The 21,575-nt window shown below is 49.8% G+C and carries 23 protein-coding genes; 7 read left to right on the top strand and 16 right to left on the bottom strand.

Features of this window, described 5'->3' with window-relative positions; all coding sequences use genetic code 11:
• Window positions 1–18 precede the first annotated feature (18 nt).
• From rsmH to EDM56_RS05960, 4 genes are all read right to left on the bottom strand, one after another.
• Entirely contained in the window at window positions 19–951 is a 933-nt protein-coding gene (gene rsmH, locus EDM56_RS05975) for a 16S rRNA (cytosine(1402)-N(4))-methyltransferase RsmH (RefSeq protein WP_122916984.1), read from the bottom strand.
• Window positions 952–979: 28 nt separating this feature from the next.
• A complete protein-coding gene (mraZ, locus tag EDM56_RS05970; protein ID WP_122916983.1) occupies window positions 980–1,411 on the bottom strand; it encodes a division/cell wall cluster transcriptional repressor MraZ in 432 nt (143 codons plus the stop codon).
• A gap of 162 nt (window positions 1,412–1,573) precedes the next feature.
• Window positions 1,574–2,833 (bottom strand): adenosylhomocysteinase, encoded by a 1,260-nt coding sequence (locus EDM56_RS05965; protein WP_122916982.1) that lies wholly within the window; start codon window positions 2,831–2,833, stop codon window positions 1,574–1,576.
• 35 nt (window positions 2,834–2,868) lie between these two features.
• Window positions 2,869–3,783 carry a LysR family transcriptional regulator gene (locus EDM56_RS05960; protein WP_122916981.1) on the bottom strand — a complete coding sequence of 305 codons (915 nt, stop codon included), beginning with the start codon at window positions 3,781–3,783 and terminating at the stop codon, window positions 2,869–2,871.
• A 141-nt stretch (window positions 3,784–3,924) separates the two neighbouring features.
• On the opposite strand from EDM56_RS05960, the gene EDM56_RS05955 reads away from it, so the two are divergent.
• Complete coding sequence (locus EDM56_RS05955; RefSeq protein ID WP_122916980.1) at window positions 3,925–5,181, top strand: APC family permease; 1,257 nt, start codon at window positions 3,925–3,927, stop codon at window positions 5,179–5,181.
• Window positions 5,182–5,223: 42 nt separating this feature from the next.
• Here the strand turns inward: EDM56_RS05955 and bshC are convergent, their stop codons facing one another.
• The 3 genes from bshC to EDM56_RS05940 form a co-directional block, all read right to left on the bottom strand.
• A complete protein-coding gene (gene bshC / locus EDM56_RS05950) occupies window positions 5,224–6,849 on the bottom strand; it encodes a bacillithiol biosynthesis cysteine-adding enzyme BshC (RefSeq protein ID WP_122916979.1) in 1,626 nt (541 codons plus the stop codon).
• Between the two features lie 124 nt (window positions 6,850–6,973).
• Window positions 6,974–7,531 carry a helix-turn-helix domain-containing protein gene (locus tag EDM56_RS05945; protein WP_122916978.1) on the bottom strand — a complete coding sequence of 186 codons (558 nt, stop codon included), beginning with the start codon at window positions 7,529–7,531 and terminating at the stop codon, window positions 6,974–6,976.
• Between the two features lie 43 nt (window positions 7,532–7,574).
• The gene (locus EDM56_RS05940; protein ID WP_122916977.1) at window positions 7,575–7,973 is read right to left on the bottom strand and encodes a DUF3397 family protein; all 399 of its coding nucleotides are present in this window, start codon (window positions 7,971–7,973) and stop codon (window positions 7,575–7,577) included.
• 499 nt (window positions 7,974–8,472) lie between these two features.
• Between EDM56_RS05940 and EDM56_RS05935 the strand changes: the two genes are divergently transcribed.
• The gene (locus EDM56_RS05935) at window positions 8,473–8,940 is read left to right on the top strand and encodes an N-acetyltransferase (RefSeq protein WP_122916976.1); all 468 of its coding nucleotides are present in this window, start codon (window positions 8,473–8,475) and stop codon (window positions 8,938–8,940) included.
• Window positions 8,941–8,997: 57 nt separating this feature from the next.
• Here the strand turns inward: EDM56_RS05935 and EDM56_RS05930 are convergent, their stop codons facing one another.
• From EDM56_RS05930 to EDM56_RS05920, 3 genes are all read right to left on the bottom strand, one after another.
• The gene (locus EDM56_RS05930) at window positions 8,998–9,666 is read right to left on the bottom strand and encodes an RsfA family transcriptional regulator (RefSeq protein ID WP_122916975.1); all 669 of its coding nucleotides are present in this window, start codon (window positions 9,664–9,666) and stop codon (window positions 8,998–9,000) included.
• 182 nt (window positions 9,667–9,848) lie between these two features.
• Window positions 9,849–10,616 carry an enoyl-CoA hydratase/isomerase family protein gene (locus EDM56_RS05925; protein WP_246009282.1) on the bottom strand — a complete coding sequence of 256 codons (768 nt, stop codon included), beginning with the start codon at window positions 10,614–10,616 and terminating at the stop codon, window positions 9,849–9,851.
• A 121-nt stretch (window positions 10,617–10,737) separates the two neighbouring features.
• Window positions 10,738–11,136 carry a Spx/MgsR family RNA polymerase-binding regulatory protein gene (locus tag EDM56_RS05920; RefSeq protein ID WP_122916973.1) on the bottom strand — a complete coding sequence of 133 codons (399 nt, stop codon included), beginning with the start codon at window positions 11,134–11,136 and terminating at the stop codon, window positions 10,738–10,740.
• Between the two features lie 341 nt (window positions 11,137–11,477).
• Between EDM56_RS05920 and EDM56_RS05915 the strand changes: the two genes are divergently transcribed.
• Together EDM56_RS05915 and EDM56_RS05910 are read left to right on the top strand one after the other, a co-directional pair.
• Window positions 11,478–12,188 carry a helix-turn-helix transcriptional regulator gene (locus tag EDM56_RS05915; RefSeq protein ID WP_122916972.1) on the top strand — a complete coding sequence of 237 codons (711 nt, stop codon included), beginning with the start codon at window positions 11,478–11,480 and terminating at the stop codon, window positions 12,186–12,188.
• A gap of 122 nt (window positions 12,189–12,310) precedes the next feature.
• Entirely contained in the window at window positions 12,311–12,583 is a 273-nt protein-coding gene (locus EDM56_RS05910; RefSeq protein ID WP_122916971.1) for a DUF2626 domain-containing protein, read from the top strand.
• Between the two features lie 79 nt (window positions 12,584–12,662).
• On the opposite strand, the gene EDM56_RS05905 is transcribed toward EDM56_RS05910, so the two are convergent.
• Window positions 12,663–13,811, bottom strand: coding sequence for a class I SAM-dependent methyltransferase (locus EDM56_RS05905; protein WP_122916970.1), 1,149 nt, complete (start codon window positions 13,809–13,811; stop codon window positions 12,663–12,665).
• A 105-nt stretch (window positions 13,812–13,916) separates the two neighbouring features.
• Between EDM56_RS05905 and EDM56_RS05900 the strand changes: the two genes are divergently transcribed.
• Window positions 13,917–14,978, top strand: coding sequence for a hypothetical protein (locus EDM56_RS05900; protein ID WP_122916969.1), 1,062 nt, complete (start codon window positions 13,917–13,919; stop codon window positions 14,976–14,978).
• 12 nt (window positions 14,979–14,990) lie between these two features.
• Window positions 14,991–16,082: a coiled-coil domain-containing protein gene (locus EDM56_RS05895; RefSeq protein ID WP_122916968.1), complete on the top strand. Its 1,092-nt coding sequence runs from the start codon at window positions 14,991–14,993 to the stop codon at window positions 16,080–16,082.
• A 117-nt stretch (window positions 16,083–16,199) separates the two neighbouring features.
• Here EDM56_RS05895 and EDM56_RS05890 read toward each other — a convergent pair whose 3' ends face one another.
• Together EDM56_RS05890 and EDM56_RS05885 are read right to left on the bottom strand one after the other, a co-directional pair.
• Window positions 16,200–17,471 (bottom strand): CapA family protein, encoded by a 1,272-nt coding sequence (locus tag EDM56_RS05890; protein ID WP_122916967.1) that lies wholly within the window; start codon window positions 17,469–17,471, stop codon window positions 16,200–16,202.
• Window positions 17,472–17,485: 14 nt separating this feature from the next.
• Entirely contained in the window at window positions 17,486–18,127 is a 642-nt protein-coding gene (locus EDM56_RS05885) for an MBL fold metallo-hydrolase (RefSeq protein ID WP_122916966.1), read from the bottom strand.
• A gap of 46 nt (window positions 18,128–18,173) precedes the next feature.
• Here EDM56_RS05885 and EDM56_RS05880 point away from each other — a divergent pair, with 46 nt between their 5' ends.
• Window positions 18,174–18,671 (top strand): hypothetical protein, encoded by a 498-nt coding sequence (locus EDM56_RS05880; protein ID WP_246009281.1) that lies wholly within the window; start codon window positions 18,174–18,176, stop codon window positions 18,669–18,671.
• A 48-nt stretch (window positions 18,672–18,719) separates the two neighbouring features.
• Here EDM56_RS05880 and EDM56_RS05875 read toward each other — a convergent pair whose 3' ends face one another.
• The 3 genes from EDM56_RS05875 to EDM56_RS05865 all read right to left on the bottom strand — a co-directional run bounded on the left by EDM56_RS05875 (window position 18,720) and on the right by EDM56_RS05865 (window position 21,463).
• Window positions 18,720–19,283 (bottom strand): hypothetical protein, encoded by a 564-nt coding sequence (locus tag EDM56_RS05875; protein WP_122916965.1) that lies wholly within the window; start codon window positions 19,281–19,283, stop codon window positions 18,720–18,722.
• A gap of 79 nt (window positions 19,284–19,362) precedes the next feature.
• The gene (locus tag EDM56_RS05870) at window positions 19,363–19,812 is read right to left on the bottom strand and encodes a hypothetical protein (RefSeq protein WP_122916964.1); all 450 of its coding nucleotides are present in this window, start codon (window positions 19,810–19,812) and stop codon (window positions 19,363–19,365) included.
• 316 nt (window positions 19,813–20,128) lie between these two features.
• Window positions 20,129–21,463, bottom strand: a complete 1,335-nt coding sequence (locus EDM56_RS05865) for a PhoH family protein (protein ID WP_122916963.1) — start codon at window positions 21,461–21,463, stop codon at window positions 20,129–20,131.
• Window positions 21,464–21,575 lie beyond the last annotated feature (112 nt).

The following is a 21,575-nucleotide window of genomic DNA, read 5'->3' as shown; positions in this document are numbered from 1 at the left end:
CTCCCCCCTACTCTTTTTTTACACTTTTTCCGCGACACGCAGCTTGGCTGAGCGGGAACGTGGGTTCATTTCCAGCTCACTTTCGCTTGGCACGATTGGTTTGCGCGTGATCAGCTTGATGACAGGCGTGCGTCCGCAACCGCACTGCGGGAAGTCAGGCGGACAAATGCAGCCTTGTGCCAACTGCTGAAACACTTGCTTGCAGATGCGATCTTCCAATGAATGAAAGGTGATGACAGATACGCGTCCGCGTGGATTCAAAATGGCCACCGCATCAGCTACAGCTTCCTCAAATGCCTCAAGCTCATCGTTGACTGCAATGCGAATCGCCTGAAACGTGCGCTTTGCCGGATGAGGGCCTGTCCGTCTTGCAGGAGCAGGGATTGCTTCTTTAATGATTTCAACGAGCTGGCCTGTCGTCTCAATCGGCGCTTTTTCCCGCTCCTGAATGATTTTCCGGGCAATCTTGCGGGAAAATTTCTCTTCCCCGTACACCCAAATAATCCGGGCGATTTCTGCCTCGTCCCACTCATTCACGATTTCGTGCGCCGTTAATGGCGCTTGCAAATCCATCCGCATGTCAAGCAACGCATCCTCGTTATAACTAAACCCCCGCTCCCCCACATCAAGCTGTGGAGAAGAAACGCCTAGGTCAAACAAGACACCGTCTACTCCAGGCAACCCCAAGTCCTCGATCACTTGCTTCACATGACGGAAGTTGCTTTTGACCAAAGTGACACGGTCACCATAGGACGCGAGCTTCTCCCGCGCATTCGCCAATGCCGTCTCATCCTGATCGATGGCAATCAACCGGCCGCCTTCTCCCAATTGGGATGCGATGGAAGCGCTGTGACCCGCTCCTCCCAGCGTACAATCCACATAGATTCCATCTGGTCGGATGTTCAGTCCTTGAACTGCTTCTTCTTTTAAAACCGTTATATGATGGAACAACGATGTATGTCCTCCTTTAAAAACACTTCTACAGATCAAAATCTACGAGGCTCTCGGCAATGGTGCTGAACGAACCCTGCGATTCTTCAAAATACGTCCCCCACTTTTGTGCACTCCAAACTTCCACCCGATTGGAGACACCAATTACAACGCATTCCTTTTCCAATGCTGCATGCTCGCGTAGATTGGCTGGTATGTTTACCCTACCCTGTTTGTCCCACTCGCATTCGGTGGCACCCGAAAAGAAAAACCGCGTAAAAGCGCGCGCATCCGCTTTGGTAAACGGGAGCGTCTTCAGTTTTTCCGAAAGGATGGTCCACTCTTCAAGGGGATAAACGAACAAGCATTGATCCAGTCCGCGGGTGATCACGAAGGAAGCGCCAAGTCCTTCACGGAATTTAGCTGGGATCGTCAAGCGTCCTTTTTCATCGATGCTATGTTGAAATTCACCCATGAACACGCCCACGGTCCCCCACTTTCCGCGAGGGTCTCTCCACTTTCCCCCACTTTTCCCCACTTAACTACCTATTTGCTATTATAAAAAAAAAACCTGCGTTTGTAAGCAGGTTTTTTTCCTCATGTTTTGATGGTTTTCTCGCAGAGATTCCTGCAAGCTTTTTACCTATTCGACCCAGCTGTCCAGATATGCCTTTTGCTCATCTGACAATTTGTCGATTTTGATGCCCAATGCTTCCAGTTTGTAGCTCGCCACGGTTTGATCCAATTCGAGCGGAACATTCAATACTTTTTTGCCGATGGCTTCATAGTTTTTGTTCACAAATTCCAGGGAAGCCGCTTGCAGCGCGAATGTCATATCCATGATTTCTGCTGGGTGGCCGTCGCCTGCTGCCAGGTTTACCAGGCGGCCTTCTGCCAAAAGGTACACTTTTCGACCATCTGTGAGTACATATTCTTCGATATCTTTGCGAACCACGCGCTTGGACGTCGAGAGAGCTTCCAGATCCACCTTGTTCACTTCGACATCGAAGTGTCCAGCGTTGGACAAGATCGCGCCATCTTTCATCACTTCATAATGCTCTTTGCGAATTACGTCGCGGTTGCCTGTTACAGTAACGAAGAATTCGCCGACTTTCGCCGCTTCATCCATCGACATCACCTCGAAGCCATCCATGTACGCTTCGATCGATTTGATTGGATCGATTTCTGTTACGATAACTTTCGCACCGAGGCCTTTCGCACGCATTGCCACACCTTTACCGCACCAGCCGTAGCCAGCGACAACAACAACTTTACCAGCAACGACCAGGTTTGTCGTACGGTTGATACCATCCCAAACGGATTGGCCAGTGCCATAACGGTTGTCGAACAAGTATTTGCAGTATGCATCGTTTACCGCTACCATCGGGAAGGACAGTTTGCCTTCTTTTTCCAAAGCCTTCAGACGCAGAATACCAGTTGTCGTTTCTTCTGCGCCACCGCGCACTTGTGTTGCAAGATCAGGGCGCTCGCTATGTAGAATGGTTACCAGATCGCCGCCATCGTCGATAATCAGGTCAGGACGAGTTTCCAGCGTATGAATCAGATGGCTCTTGTACTCTTCTGGAGATGGATTGTATTTCGCGAAAACGCGGATGCCGTCCTCTACCAGTGCGGCGCAAACATCATCTTGTGTAGAAAGTGGGTTCGAGCCCGTGATCGTCACTTCTGCTCCACCAGCTTGCACAACTTTTGCCAAGTAAGCAGTTTTCGCTTCCAAGTGCAGGGAAATCGCCACTTTCAGGCCAGCGAATGGTTTTTCCTTTTCAAAACGTTCGCGAATGCGGTTAAGCACCGGCATATGTTCTTTTACCCAGTCAATTTTCAAATGACCGTTGGGAGCAAGGGCCATGTCTTTTACAATACTTTCCGAAACCGTGTTCATTAGCAAATACCTCCTTTTTTCTCCTTGTTATTCTATCATACCGTTTCGTCCTGTTCACCATCTTTGTCGACCGAACTGTTTGCAAGTTGTTCGAAAAAGCGACGAATGCCGGCAGAAAGCTTTTTTTTCCGATGATAAACCAGTTGGCGATAGACTCGGATGTCCGGGTGTGAGAAAGGCAGCACCGCGAGTTTTCCCTTTTCCAGCTCGTCCTCGACCGCGATCCGCGGCAAAATCGCCAGACCTAAACCATAGGCGACGCACTGCTTGATCGCTTCCAGACTGCCGAATTCAAGCGGCGTATCGACGCGAATCCCTGCATCTCGCAGAACCGACTCCATCATTGCCCGATAACTGCAGCCCATTTCGGTAAAAATCCAGTTGTGCGAGGCGAATTGGCTTGCATCCACATGCTTCTCGGCGGATAACGGGTGGGTACGGGCTGCAACGACAACCAGCTCCACTTCTCCAAGGTTGATACAATGCAAGTCTTGCTCAACGACAATCCGATCCAAAATCAGCGCAAAATCATAGGCTCCCTCTCGGACTCCTACGCGCAAATCGCTGCAGATGCCGGGGACGACCAGAAGTTTAACCTGCGGATGCTCCTGCCGCAGCAGCTGCAAATAAGGGGGGAGAAAAAAAGCCGCCAGCGACTCGACCGTCCCTATCGTTAGCGTGCCCGTCAGCTGCTCTTCCTGATGCAACCGATCGTGCGCTTCCTCGAGCAAAGAAAGCATTTGCTCGCTGTAGCCTAGAAGAATTTCACCTTCGCGCGTCAAACGTATTTTGCGGCCCCACCGTTCAAACAGCGAGACACCGAATTCAGACTCCACAATCTGGATTTGGGTCGTGACGCTTGATTGCGCATAGCCCAACACTTCCGCAGCGCGTGTAAAGCTTTGCCATTTTGCCACTTCCCGAAACGTTTGCAGATAGCGGGTATCCATCCGACCCTCTCCTTCCCCTACCACTCATCAAAATATATGATGCGATCAATCAATTATTATAGATAATTCCGATGCCACTTCCCATGCTACAATGTTTTTACGAAATCGACAATCTCAGTATGACGAAAGAAGGTTTTCCTTATGTCAAAAGCACAGGCACAGCCCATTTCCCTGCAGAAAACGTTATCGTTACCACAAATCGTTTCCCTGTACATCGGTGCTGTCATTGGATCAGGCATTTTGCTGATCCCGGGTCTCGCCGCCGAAATGGCCGGACCGGCTTCCATCGTCGCCTGGGTGGTCATGTCACTCTTGGTCATTCCGATGGCGGTGACGATGGGACTCTTATCCGCTTCACATCCGAGCGCAGGCGGTGTCTCTCATTTTGTCAGGCTAGCGTACGGGGACCGCTTCGGCAATTTGGTCGGCTGGTTTTTCCTATTGTCGGTGCCAATCGGTGCACCGATCCTCGCTGTCACCGGCGCCCGCTATATCGCCGTGCTGTTTCAGTTGAGCGATCTGCAGGTATACGGTATCGCTGCCCTAATTTTGCTAGCGGTGCTGGTGATGAACTGGGTTGGTTTGCACGTGGCGGGCAAAATACAAACCATTGTCGTCGCCTTGATTTTGGCAATTCTGATCCTTGCGATTATCGCTGCTCTGCCACACACATCGGCGGTCAACTTCACGCCATTTGCGCCAAACGGCTGGTTCAGCGTGTTTCAGGCGGCCGGACTGCTTTTCTGGTGCTTTATCGGTTGGGAAGCTGTCACCCATTTATCGGAAGAATTCGTCGAGCCTGAAAAAAATGCAATTCGCGGCGTTGTCTGGAGCGCCGGTCTTGTCGCGCTGCTTTATTTCGGCATCGCGTTTGCTACCGTCGCGACGCACAGCTACGGAAACGGGCTATCAGAAGCTTCGCTCTCCGTCATGATCCAGCTTTCTCTCGGTCCTGTCGGCGGGTGGATCGTCGGCTTCACCGCACTGTTCATCTGCATCGCCACAGCAAACGCCTATGTCGGCGCAGCTTCACGGATCGCGTATGCATTGGCAAACGAAGGCAGTGCGCCACGCTGGTTCGGCATCCTGCACACCAAATATCGGACACCGATCGGCGGGCTAGGTTTTCTCACCCTCTGTTTTCTGATCGTGCTCACGGTCCTGTGGAGCGGAACCGTATCGCTTGCGCAATTGATCCAGCTGCCCAATGCTACCTTTTTCGCCACCTATATCGGCGGTTGTCTAGCCGGCGTCCGACTGCTGAAGCAAAATCGTTTCGGCCGAATCAGCGCATGGATTTCGCTCATAGTCACGCTCGGGCTTTATCCGTTTCTCGGGTGGTCAGCGCTGTATCCAGTCGTCATCCTCATCTTGTACATGGTTTGGAAACGAAAATGAAAAAAGAGCGCTCCTTGTAATGGGGCGCTCTTTTTCTATGCATTAGATCGCTGCAATCTTGTGCGTGCCGTCAAACGGAAACTCCGCTTGCAACAGCCGATCAATCAAATCCGGTCCGTGTGAATTCAAGTAGGTAAAGACCGACCAAATCCGCTCTTGCGGCTTGCCCAATGGTACCAAGGCATTTTCCAATCGCGTCACACGATGGATCGCCACTTCATGTCTGCTTTCAATGGAACGTCCGACACGATCCTCCAAAAACGCAATCTGTTCGAGCAATCGTTCCGTGTTTTTCTTCGCCAACTCCCGCAAGCCTGGGTCAAACGCGACGACCTGCTCCGTCAGCGGCTGGTAAGCGGCCAAGATGGCTTGGCGTGCCACTTCGAACTGGTTGACCAGCTCCGGCTCCTGATAGCCAGCCCACCATTCAGCCTTCCATGTGGCGAAATCGCGTAAAGCTGTTTCTGTCGAAATTTCCAGCTGTCCCATGATGCGCTCGATACAGCCTTCCAACAACGTGATGGACGTACGCGGTACGATCAGCGGCAGGTCCATGCCCAGTTCAGCGAAAAGCGATTTGTAATAGGCCCAGTAGCCGATCTCGCCGGGCCCGCCCAAAAATGCAAGCGTCGGGAAAATGTGTTCTTGCGCAAGCGGACGCGACACAACATTGGCGCTAAACCGTTCAGGTGATGTTTCCAGCAGCTCCAGTAATTGCTGCTCTGTATAAAAATGCCGTCCGTCCTTTGTGCGGAAACCGTCACGATCGCGTGTTAGCAATAGCCGCTCGTCATGCTCATAAATGAAAAGATGGGCAGATTGCTCATCCAATTCCAGCTGTGCTGCATACCCTACCTCGCGCAGCTGGCTTTCCGTCGACAGCAACAGCTTTTGAACCTCATCGTTTCGTTCAATCATTGCGCGGAATACCGGTTTTTCCAGCTCGCGCACAAACGGCGAAGAGGATTCCACCAAAATCAGTCCATGCTTTCCAAATAAATGGGTCATCAGCCGAGCAAACCATTCCACCACTGTCTCTGCTTGCGACAGAGTGCTCTCCACCAATTCGCGCAATTGCTGCGTATGCTCCGTTTCTGGATGGGCAGCGAAAAACTCTTTTACAAAACGATCCGCTGCCTCCGCTTTTAGCGCAACCATGCTGGCGGAGCGCTTCCCTTTTACGCCGAGCGACAGCTTCAGCTTGCCTGGTGTCCCGCTCACATGAGGAACATAAACGTGATTGATCTCCTCGATGTCATGATCTTCACCGGCGATCCAAAAGACAGGCACAACCTTTTCGCCAAGCTCAGCTTCCAGCCTTTTAGCCGTATGAATGATACTCAACGCTTTGTGAATCGTGTATAGCGGCCCTGTCAAAACGCCTGCTTGCTGTCCTGCAATGACGACGTACGTATTCTCGTTTCGTAGTGATTCAATATTGGCAAGCGCCGCAGAATCGTTGCCGATGCTCTGATTATAGGCAGAAAGTCCATCTGCCAGCTGCTGACGATGGGCAAACCGTCGCTCCTTCAACCAGGTTAGACGCTGCCGTGCAGCTTCGGCATCATAAGGTGCATAAGAAAAAAACCGCATAGCCTCCGGGCTCGCTTGGATATAATCGGCGATTAGCCGGTTGGCGGTTGGCAGCGAAAGACAATCGATCTCCATGGTACGCTCCTTACTTACTTTTTTTCCGTCACTTAAGATTATAGCACGAGACAACGATTTAGGGAAAAAACAAGGCAACCCAAAGTGTAGGGTTGCCTTCTTGCTTCCGCCATACAAGCGAGCGCTACAGTTGCGATGGGGTGACGGACCAAATGATGGTCGCCTCGACTTCACCCGTATTTTCAATCTGATGGGATTGGGTGCTGGCAAGGTACAAACTGTCGCCTTCGGTTAAAATGTACTCCTCTTCCCCAAGACGCGCGGTAACGGTACCGGAGATGATAGCCAGACATTCTTCCCCTTCGGTTTGTACGAGCGTTTCTTTGACAATCTCGCCGGGCTGCAGACGTACTTCCAGCATCGCCAGCTTGGCACCACCGCTTGCAGACAAGAGCGAGAAGGTACCCGCCGAATCAGGGAACATCAGTTGGCGGCGTTTTTGCTTGCGGATCACATGAACGTGCTTCTGGTCGATCTCTTCAAAGAAATGGACCATCGAGGCTTCAAGTGCTTTGGTGATCTTCCACAAGGAATCGAGCGACGGCTGTGAAATCCCGCGTTCCACCTGGCTCAGCAAACCTTTGCTCAGCCCTGTTTTCGAGGCCATGTTTTCCAGGGTAAATCCTTTTTCCTTGCGAATCGTGCGAATTTTATTGCCGATCATTTCAATTGGGAGGCGCATAGCATTCGACCCTCTTTCCCTCTCTTTTCTATCTTTTGGCGCGTTAAACAAATTGCATACTTTTCCAAATGCCGGTACTAAAAAGCATAATGTAGGCTAAGCCAAAGAGGACAAACGTGATACGCCACGTCGAAAAACCGATTTTAGAGAGCGATATCTTGCCGCGCACCTTGATTTGCATCCACCCGATCAGTAAGGCGATGCCCAGAAATAACAAGACGATCCACAGCCAAACCGACATCGCATTGGGCCATATCACCCCGTACGCAGCAGCAACTGCCCGAATAAGCAGAACATTCGATATAGTAATCGACCATGTTAAGGCGTCATGATGATTCTTTTTGACGAAAAACGCGATTGCATATACAAGAACAAAACCGACAATCGGCAAAGCGGTGAGCACTGCCCAAAAATAGGACCATATTGAAGCCAGTATTGCCATGCTCCATCCCTCCTTTGCACAAATGCTTTGTCGATTTTTTCCAAATGAGTCAACATAAACATCCTATTTCTGCAAATGGAGGAGATATCCCTCCATGTATGTTGATTATTTTTTTGAAAACTCCAGGTTTAGCATAGTAAAAGGGCTGAAAATTCTGAACCAAGAGCCACCAGCGTCCTGCTGCACCTCCCAAACCGAATTCAGCCTTGAATCGCTGGCTGTCAAAAGGTTTTGATTATGAATACTTATCAAAAGAATACCAAAGATTTAAAAAACGTTCAATGAATCTTATTCGTTCTAGATGAAATTTTCGTGTACGGACCGCAAATTTTTCGTCGATTTTTTTATAAATGGCGGACTAGATTTTAAATTGGGCAAACTACAGATGTACTTCACCCTAGGGGCAATTTCGATCCTGTAGAGAATTTGTAGCTCGTATTGTGTATAATAGAAGAGAAAGATTGGTTGAGGACATCGTTTCGAGAGGAGTTTGGTTTTCATGTACGAAGTAAAACGCCTGAGCATCAATTACAAAACGCTCGAGGAGTTTCAAAAATTTCGCGAATTTGGTTTGGAAGAGCTTTCGATGAAGGAAGACTTGGAGGCTAATATCGTAGAAAACGATTCGGATTCCCCGTTTTACGGAATTTATGATGGCGATCGCCTCGTTGCCCGTATGAGCCTCTACAAAATTGACGGCAAATACGATCGTTACTTCCAACCGCCGCAAGATTATTTCGAGCTGTGGAAACTGGAAGTGCTGCCGGAGTATCGCGGAAAAGACTTGGGAACCGCTCTGGTTGAACATGCGAAAAGCTTCGGAATGCCGATCAAAACGAATTCGCGCTGTCGTGCCGATCAATTCTGGTTGAAAATGGGCCTGACTCCGGTGAAATACAACTTCATCCGGGACCGTGGTGAAAACCCATACGTTTGGCTTCCTGAAAACGTTCAAATGCAAGAGTAACGAAACATGCAAAAGAAGCGGGGCAAATGCACCGCTTCTTTTTTTTACCAAACTACCCTATTCAATCCGTTCTAGGTTGCCGTTAGAGTCCATTTTGAAAACCGGCTTCGCCGATTCTTCTTCCTTTAAAAAGGCAAGCTTGCGAGCACGCTCCATTATTTGTACGAGTGCTTTGTAATCCTCGTTCACATCTTGCACGGTCTCCATATCTTTTTTCAGCCGCTGATTTTCTTCACGCACTTCTTTGAGCTGCATCTGATTGTTGGCAAGCTCGATTTCCAACTGCTTGACACGGCGCGACAATTCCTTCTGATTCATAAGGACCCGAATGGCAGCATCCAGCTCGCTCTCCGTGTCTCCTGCGATTGGTTCCGGCATTTCCGGCACAATCGTCGCGGTAGCCGCAGGGGTGACCACCGGCGGTGACTGAGGAAGGCTCGGTGGCGCCTCAGTGGCAAATTCAGTGCGAACGGCTGCGGTAACTGCCCGCCCGTTCTTTTTCAGTTGCTGGCGCTGCCCTTTCGCAATCGCGATCGCAGCGTCATATCGCTTCCGCACGGCACTGTTCCAGCGGAAACCGCATGCGGCTGCTGTCCGACCCAATCGCTGTCCAACTTCCTCGAAAGCGGCAAGCTGGGTTCCTCCATCACGAATATGCCGAAGCGTTACCTCGGCCAATACCAAATCATCATCGTCTGTCCAAGCATCTTGTCTGGAAGCTACCATATGTGAAGTCCCTCCCGCTTCATAAAGTACATGCCCGGTCGTTGGGATACCGGACGTCTTTGATAAAATGATGTACTTTATCCTATGCCCGTTTATACTCTGGTAGAATCGCCATCTACTAGAAAAGTATCTCCAAGCATGTCCTTATTTAAACGAGAGTAAACCTACTTGCTCTTTTTCCCCTACTTAGACTTGCCAAGGAACTGTTGGACGACGGACAGATGCGGCTCGCTGCCCCACATCCCGGTGCATTGCCTGATTTCCATCTCCACGCGTTCCGTTTCATGAATGCCCGCGCGCTTCCAACCCAAAAGGCGCAAATACGCTTGAATGCCTTCAAGTGGCTGTGTTGCGATCGATTGGGCAAAAGCATGCACCTTTGCGTCCAATTCTTCCGGTGGGAAACAGTCGTCGACAAAGCCAAGCTCTTTCGCGCGCTTTGCATCAAGCCGCTCCCCCGTCAAAAGCAGAGTCAACGCCTGCCCCTCGGACAGCTTGGAAAGCAGACGGCTGCCTCCGCCCCAGCCGGTCGTAATGTGCATGCCGATTTGGACAAAGCCGATCTTTGCAGCATTGCTTGCAAGGCGGAAATGGCAGGATGCGGCGAATTCGCAGCCGCCGCCGATCGCCGTGCCGTTGATCATCGCAATCGTCGGTTTGCTGAACGCATCGAGTCTGTCGAGGAGATCGCCCACTTTGCGCAGCCGTGGATATGCCTCCTCCCCACGCACGGACAGGAACTCTTCCAAATCCCCCCCGGAAATGAACGTACTGCCCGCTCCCGTAAAAATCAGCACCTTGACCGTCGTATCCTGTTCAAGAATGTCAAGTAACTCATGCAGTTCCTCCACCATTCGCAAGCTGATCGCATTGCGTACATGCGGCCGGTTTAGGGTAATTGTCGCGATCCCATCAACCACAGCAACCATCAATGTCTCATATGTATGCAAAGTGCCTCCTCCTTTGACTGTAAAGACGCCCATTTATCATCTCTCATTGTAAGGTTGAACCCGAAAAGAAAAAAGAGGCAGCAACCGGTGCTCCTCTTTTTTTCTCCCATCTATTTGTCCTTTACGCGCACGTACGCTTGCTACCGCGCGGCGAAAGAATTTTTTTCATAGCTTGTGCATTGTAGCCGATGATCAAGTTTTCCCCATCAGTCAAAATCGGACGCTTCAGCAACCGCGGCTCATCGCTTAACATTTCCAACAGCTCACTTACGGACATATCGTTAATATCCCGATCCAAGCCTTTGAACTTCTGGCTGCGAGTCGATAGAATTTCGTCCAGTCCGTTGGTCGTCATCTTGATGATGTCAAGAAGCTCTTGCGCCGTCGGAGGATTTTTAAACAGATGGCGCTCTTCAAAAGAAATTCCGTTTTCTAATAACCACGATTTTGCCTTCCGACAGGACGTACAACTTGGATATGTAAAAAACGTCAGTTTCTGTTCAACTGCCACTGCTGTCATGAGCGATACCTCCTTAATGTGGTTCTCTTTCACGCATCAGTTATGGGCAAAGAGACCGTCCCTTTTGATGAAATTATAGAACTTCCATTAACACTGTGTCAATAGTGTTTAATTTAAAATATTACCTTAAACAGTTATCCACGCACTCTATTCTTAACAAGATTGAAAAAATCGGCTACACTAATACAAAACGCGCAACTGAGCAATTTTCTCTTGAGGAAGGCGGGTCGCTTCGATCGCCTGCCCATCATGAGTGGCGATCGAGTTGCCGCAAGTATTTGACCGCCGAACGTTTCGGTGGACGTTTCCATTGATCAGGCTATCTGAAAGGGGAGATTCAAATGGATAGCGATACCCAAAAGTTAACGAGCGCATTGGCCGACCCCACCCGGTTTTCCATATACCAGTTCGTCGCATCGCAAAAAAATGCTGTTACCGTACAAGAGATTGCAGACCAGTTCACCATCCATCCGAACGTCGCCCGCCTTCATCTGACGAAGCTCGAGGACGTCGATCTGTTAAAGTCTATTTCGGACAAAAGCGGAAAAGGCGGCAGACCGAGCCGTCTTTACTCGCTCTCCGACCAGGTCGTCAACCTGCAGTTCCCGCCTCGCGATTATCGGTTCCTCGCTGATATCGCCATCGAGGCGTTGCTTTCACTCGGCCCTGCCGGCGAAGCTGCCCTGGTGACCATGGGCCACCGAATGGGCATTGAGGCCGCAAAGCGCGCGATGATGGAACGACCGCTCAATCCGAAGGAAGACTTGGAAAAAACGCTGCAGCACATGGAACGCCTTGTGATCGCCCAAGGGCTGAAGCCGGAGATCGAGCTTCTTGATACACAAACATTGCGCTTCCGTGTTTACAACTGTACCTTCATGGAGTCGACCAAGCGCTTCTCCGGCATGGTGTGCAAAATGCACAACGCCCTGCTTCACGGAATATTCGAAGCGTATTTTGGAGAAATTGAGTTAAAGGAAGAAGAGTCGATGCTTTCCGGCTGCAAATCCTGCACGTACACGGTGTTTCGTTTGGCTGAGCCTGTTCAATAGCTCGTCATAAAACGGACAAAATTAGAACCGTTTACACGTTTCTTCCTGTCCTATATAATGGAAAGGAAATCTTGCTAATAGTTCCATATGCATGCAGGTTATTTGCCAAAGGGGTGATACAGATGGATCGCATGTTTCGCGTGCTTAGCTTCTGGACACTGATGTTCTCTTTGATGGCGTTCTGGGGTGGCTTATACCCTATGGCGCTGATCTTTCTCGGCTTAACCGCCTTTTTCCTGTCCTTGGGCTACATGAATTTGTCTGAAAGAACGTACGTAAAAATCTTCTTTGGATTTATGTTTGTCTCTTTTGTCGGCTTTACGTACTACACCATGTTGGTAATGCCGGTAGGACCTGCTGAGGAGCATTCCTTGGCAAGCCTGCTACTGATGTAGTCAAACGGGACTTTCGCAAAAAAACGGCTGAGACGCCGTTTTTTTGTTTATAATCAGCGAATCTAAAAAAGATGCTCCGTTAAAAACGGGCATCTTTTCTTTGTAAATGAGCAGTGAGCTCCTCCGGCGCATCTTTCGTTTGCATGAGCACTTTAAATACTCCGCCCATGCCCCCAGGCAAAATCAGCTGTTGGATGGCTCGATTGACTTTCATTGCCACACTTGTGAACGGATCCCGATCCTGATGCTCGACCAGCCTTTGCAAGATTCCGCTCTTGATCAAAAAGTCGTCTTGCCTTCCGTACCATGCGGTGGAAAGCCCCGCTTCCTCTCCCCATTTTTCTAACAGCGAAAAATTCACGTGAGCCGTCATGTCCTGCTCCCCCACCGCGCGGAACGGATCATCGTGGGCATGGTGCTGATGATAGCACATCAGGGTGCCGCGATTGCGTACCGGATGATGCAAGAGCTCCTGTCTATCTCCGTAATCGATCGTAATGACAGCCCCTCTGGCAAGCAGCGAGGAGACATCGCGGACGGCGTCGTGCATGCCGAGGCAAATCTCTGCACGCATGCTCGTAGCCAAAGCCAGCTTTTCCTTAGCCAAAAATCGGCTGACTTGCGGCGTAAGCGCAGGCAAAACGCATTCTGCAAAAACAGCGGCCTGTTCATCCCACCTGACACCGATCTCAGCCAAGCCGTCTTTTCCTTGCTCCACGATATGAACCGGGAACGCATCCAGCCATTCGTTGGAAAAAATGACGCCCTCCACCGTTCTCTCCCTGGCAGCTTCCGCAAGAGAGTCATACCACTCAATCTGATTCGTCATATGCCCAAACGCTTCTTGCTGCAATGCGCGGTGATATGGACTGGCCTCAATAACGATCACACCTAGCTTAGCGAACAATTCAGGCTGAATGTTTCGAATACGGGTGAGCAAATGCTTCATGAGATATCCCGTACCCCCGCCAATTTCCACGATGGTCGGCTGAACCGGCTTGAGCACCTCGATCATGCTCACAATCGCATCTGCAATTGTTTCGGCAAAAACAGGGTGCACGGAGGCACTTGTATAAAAGTCGCCTTTTTTCCCCACTTTTGGTCGATTCGCGGTATAATAGCCGTAGCGAGGATGGTACAGCGCTTGCTCCATGAAACGGGCAAACGGTATCATCCTCGACGGACTTTGTTCACATTCTTCACGGATAAGTTGTTCTAGCGTTTCCATCTGCGAACTCCTCAAACAACAAGTTTTTACGACGCAGCAGCTTTTGCTTACGTCATGAACAAGGTGCGTAGTTTTCCCATTACCCATAGAAAGAGGTTTTGTCAAATGCGTAGTTTTCGTTTTATCATGCCTGTGCTTATGCTCGGTCTGTTCGCGATTATCGTGGCAGGCTGCGGCCAAAAGGTGCCGGCAAAGGATGCGCTGAAAGCGGCAGCCCAGCAGCAAACCACCCTGAACAGCTACAGCTTCTCCGGTAATCTGACCTTGCGCGTCGATTCGAAAAGCGACGAGCTGAACAACGACCCTGAAGCGAAAATGTTTCTCGAGGCTTTGAAAAATACAAAGATCGCCTACCACGGCGCTACGTCCGTAGAACCGCTGCAAACCGAGCTGGTTCTCGATGCGACCGTCCCACTCCAAGATGTTTCGATGAATTTTACCATGCCGATTGTGATGAATCAAGATAAGCTCTGGGTAAAAATTCCTGCGCTTTCCATGATACCAGAATTGAATCATTTGAGCGGCAAGTACGTAGAGATAGATTATAAAGAATTGAGCAAATTGAGCGGGCAGCCTGTCAATTATTCCGTAGACCCGAAAGCACAGCGCGAGCTTTCCTCTAAAGTGCTCGATATTTTCTTCAAAGACTTGGGAACCGACTATTTTACTGACGTGACCAAGGAAGAGGCTGCTCTTCCTAGCGATGTGCAGGCAGATCAAGTTGTTAAATTCGCCTTGACGAACGAAACGCTTGAACCTTTCGCCAAAACCCTTTTGGGAACGACGCTGCCGCAAATCATCGATGCGGTAGCACAATCCGAAATGGCAAAAGAGATGAACATGACGCCTGAGCAAGCGACGCAAGCGAAAGAACAGCTGCAAACTGCAATCAAGGAATTGGAAGCGAACAAAGACTGGAAGAAAACCCTTCAGATCAAAAAAGCGAACTGGCTGTTTGGCGTCGAAAAGGATGGCATCTCCTATCAAAAAATGGATCTCGACATCACACTGACTCCGCCAAACGAGCCGGGATCTCTCGATTTCGGGATCACGATGGATCAGAAAGTAACCAACAAAAATGTGGCGCCGAAATGGGAGATTGGTACACCAAAAGCCGAAGAAGTCATCAAATTTATGGAACTGATGGGGCAAATGATGGCGAACTGATAAGGTGAATCTATGCAAAAGAGCCGTGCCTGGTTTATTCTGTTTCTCTTGATCCTGCTCTTCCCACAGCCCATGCCGGTCGGAAGAGCAATGAATGCCCCCGAGCTTGAGCAAGTCATCTTACAGCAGCACTTTACGCAGAAGGAATTAGAACGCAATCTGGAGATTACGCGTAATGAGGAAAAGACGCTGCTCACGCAAATCGCCCAACTGGATTCCGAGCTCAGTCGGCAAGCGTTGATCATCGATGCGAAGCGCAGGCATGCTGGTGAAGTCGCCCGCGCGTATTACATGGGCAAGCGCGACGACCTTCTCGCCCTCTTGTTTGAAACGGACAATTTTAACGATTTTCTGCTTGCCTACGATTTTTTGCAGATTCTGTTTACAAGAGATATGGAAAAAATGCAGGATTATCAGACAGAGCGCCAAAAAGCAGCACAGCTGCAGCAAGATAAGCAACAGCGGCTGACACAGGTGCGCACGCTGCGCACGCATTATGAAACACAGCTGGCTGAAATGCTTGCGGTCCAGAAGGAGAAAGAGGAGAATTTGCAAAAGCTGACCGATCCTACTTCCGTCCAATCGCTGATGGATCATTTGGTAGAGGATTGGCGTAAGGATGGGCTTCCCGCCTTCCGCGACTATTTCGCCATTTTGACCAAGGTCATGTTTGAGATTCCCGAGTTGGCCACACCGGACCGGATTCATGCTGAAGGGTTGCTCACTCATACGCTCACGATCAAGGAAACGGATTTCAATCAATTTTTGGAGTCAAAAAATGCGATGTTCAAGCAATCGCAGTTCCACTTTGAGAACAATCAGCTGCAGGTGGAAGGCTCCTATAACCAGATGAACATGAGGATGATCGGCGAATATCAGCTTGTATCACCGACCGAACTGAAATTCCATATCGTCCAATTGTTTTACGACGGCTTCCAATTGCCTCAATCCACCGTCGATGAACTGGCAAAAGAGTTCGATCTCGGCTTCTACCCGACGATGATCTCGCCGAACATCCAAGTTGAAGACATCAAACTGGCCGATCAAGCACTGACCTTGAAAATCAAGCTTGACCTGCCGTTTGGCTTTGGCAGCAAGAACTAGCGGTTTATAAATTCTTATACGTACAACAAAAGACCGGCAATCGCCGGTCTTTTGTCGTTTTCCAAACCATTCAGGATGATTACGTTATTATGACAATTTCAATTGTACTGAAGGTTGTTACATGGCTTTTTTAGGTGAAGACATTGACGACACATGGATCGTCATCTCTTGGAGCAGCTTTTCCATCGTCTGATACGTTTCTTTCGGGAGTCCCTTTTCTTTTTTCGCCTTGTACGCGAGAACGGTATCCTTCAGCGGATAAATCGTATAACTCCGCTTCCCAGCAACTTTTTGGTATACGACATACGTCGGGATGACTTCTGCTTGCGCCAATACCGTACTTCCGGGATCCGTTTTTTTCAAAACAACCTTCAAAATCGCGCCGACATCTTTATACTCCCACCGCTGGGCCGAGACGAAATTGCCGAGCGAATAAATGACCAATCCCTTGCGTTTGCTCCCGTCCGGATTTTGGATCTCCCGCCATTCATATGGCTGCACCACATGAGGATGGGAACCTAAAATCAGATCGGCACCGGCTGCGAAGCACAGATCGGCAGCCTTGCGTTGCGCATCGTTCGGCTGACGCTGATATTCCACGCCAAAGTGCAGCGCAACCGCCACGACATCGGCGCCAAGCTCGCGCGCACGCGCAACGTCTTTCTTGATTAGCTGAGGATCGATCAAATTGACCAAATAAGCCTTGCCAGCAGGGATTTTAATTCCGTTGGTGCCGTAGGTATACGCCAAGACACCGAGCTTGATCCCGTTTTTCTCCAGGATCAACGGCTCATTGCGCGCCTCTGCAGTGCGGAATGTCCCGGTATGGGGCATTTTCACTTTATCGAGGTTGTAGATCGTACGCATTACCCCTAGCTCATGACGATCAAGCGAATGGTTGTTGGCGGTGGTCACAGCCGAAAAACCGACGTTTTTTAATGTAGTTGCCAACGATTCAGGTGAATTAAACATCGGATAGCCAGTAAAACGCTGGTCGCTTCCTGACATCGTCGTTTCCAGGTTGCCGAGCAAAAGATCGGCCTGCCTCAATGTTGGCTCGATCTTGGCAAAAAATTGATCGAACCGATATGTCTTTGTTTTCGGGTCCCATGCTGCCTCCAGCTGCTGGTCATGCACCATGATGTCGCCGACGGCCATTAGTGTCAATTCATGCTCGACAGGCGCGACAGGTTCGCTTGGCTGCACAGTCACAGGAGTTGCATTTTCAGGTACAGGCGGGGTCGCCAAAACGGTTCCCGCTTGATTCTCTGTCTTGCTTTCGTCTGTCTGTACATTCGGCGTAGCGATCTGCTGCGGGACAGTGCAACCAACCGTCAGTAAAACCGCTAAACAAGCTATTACAGACGAGACCAACCTTCTTTTTTTCATTTTGCTGCGTTCTCCTATCTCAACAAACCGGTTACAAACGGATTGTACATTTTCTCCATTTCAATCGTGGTTTTCGGTCCATGCCCCGGGTACACGATCGTCGCGTCGTCCAGCTCCAGCAGTTTATCCTGTATGCTCTCCATCAATGTCTCATAGTTCCCGCCAGGCAAATCGGTTCGGCCGATTGATTGGGCGAACAGCACATCACCACCAAAGCAGTGCTGTCCGATGACAAACGAGCAGCTGCCCGGGGAGTGGCCGGGGGTATGCATGACTTGAATCGTAAAGCCTGCCAGCTCTAGCGTCTGTCCATCCGCCAATTCATGCTCTGCCCGCTCGCAGCGAATTGGTGCAGTCATATTGCTCCAGCGCGCGGAACCATTCAATTCAGGATCGGTCAGCCAGGATTGCTCCAGCGGGTGGATGTAAACAGGTGCACCCGTCAACTTGCGGACATCGTTCAATCCGCCGATATGGTCCAAATGTGCGTGCGTCAGCAAAATCGCCACCACATTTTCATGAGCCAAAGCGGCCAGCAGCTCGTCTGGCTCCATCCCGGGATCGAACACAACCGCCTCTCCGGTGGCTTGATTTTTTACAAGGTACGCATTCGTTTGAAAAGCGCCCAAGGCAAATGTTTTGATGATTGGTTCCATGTATGATTCTCTCCTTTGGTTTATACTGGTAGTTGAGGTGAGACAAATGCTGCAAAACATGTACGGGGTCGAAATGGAAGTTCCCACCGGTAAACTGCCCGGTTTTTATGCGCAGGTCATTCATAAGATCGGGGATCAGGTCCCGCTCTTTGACCGTGACGGACAATTGATGATCGTGGAGTCGGAAGATCATTTGCGCACGCTCGTCAGCATATTGGAAACGCATGGGATGGCAGGCGAACAATTCGAGCTGCTGCTGCTCCCAAGCGATGCAATTCCTGATGACATTCACGATTACGGCTTTATCAGTATGTCGGAACACGCCTTTTTGTACACCGATCGAATCGCGACCTTTTCGCTAGACGCGACCGCTGGAACGGAAGCCAATCAATGGGCAGCGCTTCAACAAATGAAGGAACATATCATCCATAGCTTACCAGATGTTGCAAACGGCACGCTACACTTGATTGATAAAAATCAGGTGGAGCTGATGGAAGGCATCGCCCGCGCCTATGCGGTACGGCTAAATTGGGAGCTAACGTAAAAAAAGCAATGCGTTCCACCCATTTGGGAGCGCATTGCTTTTTGCATGTTATTGCTGAATTAACTCAAAGCGGAAGCCGACGATTTTGCCATTTACCGTGCTGAACTGCATTTGCTGGCTTTTCCCTTTGTAGGTCAGCTCCGCATCGCCTTCCGCGTCGCCGTACAGTTTTTTGGCTTGTTCAACCGTATCGTACAATGCGAGGCCGCGGTTTGTCTTGAACTTGTCCCGTTCCGTCTCCACGATCCCGCCGACCAGTATTGAATCGATGACGCCCTTGCGTACTTTCAGCATGAGCTGGGAGTTATCCACTACAAGCATGCCGGTCACAAGCGTGCCCTCCCCGTTTGCCAGTTGATCGACTGTCATCGAAGCGCGGCTCTCTACATCCATGAAATCGTATTTGGTCGGCTTCAGCGTGTCTATCGCTTCCTTAATTCCTTGCCCTACATAAATTCCGCGAATGCCGTACTCCTTGGCATTTTCCGGATCGAATGACGCTGTAAGCTGTCCTTGCTCACCTTTCGCAGGCTCCGCTTTTGAGTTACATCCGGTAATGATTGCGAGCACTACCAGAAGCATCAGTAAAATCGAGCGACTTTTTCTAAGCACGTACGTTAGCTCCTTTGTCTCGTGTCTACATTCCCCCCTATCTTAATATAGGAAAACAAGAAGGACAAGCGCGGTAAAATTATTTTTTCGTGCTGCTAACCTTCTGTACCGGTTTGGGCGTAAAGGTGTTGTTATCCATGTTCATGCGCAGACCTTCCATAATTTTCAAAACAGAATGAAAAAATGGAGAACCAAACACTGCAACGATCCCCCATGCCATAATATCCAAGCTCCAGGGCGAATCAACCGCTGCAGAACCCGACTGGGTCAAAATTTTGGCTGGATCAAGGCCGAGCAATGCGAAAATGACGCTCGCAGAGCACACAGACACGCTCAGATTGGTAAACTTCTTATAATTGGTCAAACGCCCTGCCAAATGATGGTCTTCCTGCTTTTCATCATCGTGTGGCTCGTAATCGACCGACAGGAACGGAACAACCGATTTGACTGCCTCTGTGATCCCCGCCGCCGCACTGGATACAGCGGTAATATAGATAAGAAACGAAATAGATGAGTCCAACGTTACCATATGCATCCCTCCTAGTACCCCATATATATGGCTGCAAGGGAGTGGACATGCGAAAAACCGCCTCCAAGTGGAGACGGTTCGGTATCAAGCCTGATGTAGATAGGGTAAATCGTTAAACGTTGAAGGCACATCTACCTCCTGAGGATAGAAAGAGCTATCAAAAGCGTTTTTCGATATTACCTGCACAACATAGGGTGAATCGCAAAATCGTCCAAGACACATCGCCTCCGAGAAAGCAATCGTATCCGATTGATTTGTTCATCACCAGGCTTGATGATAATAGTATGGTCGGGGTTCGGCCATTTCATACATACGGCTATAAAATATCTGCAGCCAATTGGGCCAGCACGCTTCGCTCCCCTTTTTCCAGCTTGATGTGGCCAGCCAGCTTCTGATCCTTGAACATTTCGACGACATACGTGAGACCATTGTTGCTCTCATCCAAATACGGATGATCGATTTGTTCGGGGTCGCCGACCAGCACAATTTTCGAGCCTTCCCCGACGCGCGTCAGGATGGTTTTCACCTCGTGCTTCGTCAAGTTTTGCGCCTCATCAATGATGATGAACTGCCCCGGTATCGAACGCCCGCGAATATATGTCAGCGCCTCAACCTGAATGCTTCCCATCCCGGCGAGGATTTTATCCAAATCACCCGGCTTCTTTGTATTGAACAAATATTCCAAATTATCGTAGATCGGCTGCATCCACGGCCGGAGTTTTTCTTCTTTTTCCCCTGGCAAATACCCGATATCTTTCCCCATGGGAACGATGGGACGTGCGACGAGCAGTTTTTTGTATTTTTGCATGTCTTCAATTTGAAACAAACCTGCCGCCAATGCCAGCAATGTTTTGCCCGTCCCCGCTTTGCCTGTCATGGTTACCAGCGGGATGTCATCGCGCAGAAGCAGATCAGTCCCCATGCGTTGCTGCGCATTCCGTGCTTTTACCCCCCACATCGGATCATCGTCGGCAACCAACATTTCCAACTGTTTACAATCCGCATCCACTTTGCCGATGGCGGAAGCGGACGGATTGATCTCATCCTTGAGTATCAGAAATTGATGAGGATAAAAAGCGCGGTTCGGAAAATGAAGGGATAGAGGCAATCTTCGATTGGCATAAAAGGCCTGAATCACGTTGGACGGTACCAACAGCTTCAAATAACCGGGATATATGCTGGAGTATTCACGCACGACCCGATCGGATAGGAAGTCCTCGGCAGTCAAACCGAGCGCATCCGCTTTTACGCGCATCAGCGCATCTTTGCTGACAAGAATGACCGGTCGTGGATCAGGTGTTTGGTTCTCCTCCTCCTGCAGGTTCAATGCAACCGCCAAAATGCGGTTGTCATTGGTCATTTCATGGAATTGCTTTTGCAATTGATTCAAGGAAGAGTGGTTCAGTTCTACCCGAAAGAAACCACCTGTTTGCAGCAAAACTCCTTGATGAAGCTGTCCCAGCTGGCGAAAGCTGTCCAGCAACCGTGCTACGTGTCTGGCGTTTCTGCCGATCTCGTCCATGTATCTCTTTTTGGAATCGACCTCTTCCAGCACAACGGCAGGGATGACGATTTCGTTGTCCTGGAAGGAAAAAATCGCCAGCGGATCTTGCAGGAGTACGTTCGTGTCCAGTACGTAGATTTTTTTCAAGATCTCGCCTCCTATAACCCATCTTGTATAGTTTATGCAAATGTGGCAAGGATGCTTTTTGTTGGATGAAGCCTCTTGCTGTTTTTCCTTGAGGGATTTGTGACCGCTAGCG

Origin of the sequence: Brevibacillus fluminis (assembly GCF_003710825.1) — a bacterium.
Classification (GTDB): Bacteria; Bacillota; Bacilli; order Brevibacillales; family Brevibacillaceae; genus Brevibacillus_D; species Brevibacillus_D fluminis.
Note: the sequence above shows the minus strand (reverse complement) of the source record. Positions and strands in the feature narration are given on the sequence as shown.

What these genes read in the sequence shown, in the direction of transcription:
- EDM56_RS05910 (WP_122916971.1), top strand. Translation starts at nt 12,311, where the DNA reads ATGGATCGCATGTTTCGCGTGCTTAGCTTCTGGACACTGATGTTCTCT.
- EDM56_RS05890 (WP_122916967.1), bottom strand. Translation starts at nt 17,471, where the DNA reads ATGAAAAAAAGAAGGTTGGTCTCGTCTGTAATAGCTTGTTTAGCGGTT.
- EDM56_RS05895 (WP_122916968.1), top strand. Translation starts at nt 14,991, where the DNA reads ATGCAAAAGAGCCGTGCCTGGTTTATTCTGTTTCTCTTGATCCTGCTC.
- EDM56_RS05905 (WP_122916970.1), bottom strand. Translation starts at nt 13,811, where the DNA reads ATGGAAACGCTAGAACAACTTATCCGTGAAGAATGTGAACAAAGTCCG.
- EDM56_RS05960 (WP_122916981.1), bottom strand. Translation starts at nt 3,783, where the DNA reads ATGGATACCCGCTATCTGCAAACGTTTCGGGAAGTGGCAAAATGGCAA.
- EDM56_RS05940 (WP_122916977.1), bottom strand. Translation starts at nt 7,973, where the DNA reads ATGGCAATACTGGCTTCAATATGGTCCTATTTTTGGGCAGTGCTCACC.
- EDM56_RS05930 (WP_122916975.1), bottom strand. Translation starts at nt 9,666, where the DNA reads ATGGTAGCTTCCAGACAAGATGCTTGGACAGACGATGATGATTTGGTA.
- bshC (WP_122916979.1), bottom strand. Translation starts at nt 6,849, where the DNA reads ATGGAGATCGATTGTCTTTCGCTGCCAACCGCCAACCGGCTAATCGCC.
- EDM56_RS05965 (WP_122916982.1), bottom strand. Translation starts at nt 2,833, where the DNA reads ATGAACACGGTTTCGGAAAGTATTGTAAAAGACATGGCCCTTGCTCCC.
- EDM56_RS05915 (WP_122916972.1), top strand. Translation starts at nt 11,478, where the DNA reads ATGGATAGCGATACCCAAAAGTTAACGAGCGCATTGGCCGACCCCACC.
- EDM56_RS05935 (WP_122916976.1), top strand. Translation starts at nt 8,473, where the DNA reads ATGTACGAAGTAAAACGCCTGAGCATCAATTACAAAACGCTCGAGGAG.
- EDM56_RS05920 (WP_122916973.1), bottom strand. Translation starts at nt 11,136, where the DNA reads ATGACAGCAGTGGCAGTTGAACAGAAACTGACGTTTTTTACATATCCA.
- EDM56_RS05900 (WP_122916969.1), top strand. Translation starts at nt 13,917, where the DNA reads ATGCGTAGTTTTCGTTTTATCATGCCTGTGCTTATGCTCGGTCTGTTC.
- EDM56_RS05885 (WP_122916966.1), bottom strand. Translation starts at nt 18,127, where the DNA reads ATGGAACCAATCATCAAAACATTTGCCTTGGGCGCTTTTCAAACGAAT.
- EDM56_RS05955 (WP_122916980.1), top strand. Translation starts at nt 3,925, where the DNA reads ATGTCAAAAGCACAGGCACAGCCCATTTCCCTGCAGAAAACGTTATCG.
- EDM56_RS05870 (WP_122916964.1), bottom strand. Translation starts at nt 19,812, where the DNA reads ATGGTAACGTTGGACTCATCTATTTCGTTTCTTATCTATATTACCGCT.
- EDM56_RS05880 (WP_246009281.1), top strand. Translation starts at nt 18,174, where the DNA reads ATGCTGCAAAACATGTACGGGGTCGAAATGGAAGTTCCCACCGGTAAA.
- EDM56_RS05945 (WP_122916978.1), bottom strand. Translation starts at nt 7,531, where the DNA reads ATGCGCCTCCCAATTGAAATGATCGGCAATAAAATTCGCACGATTCGC.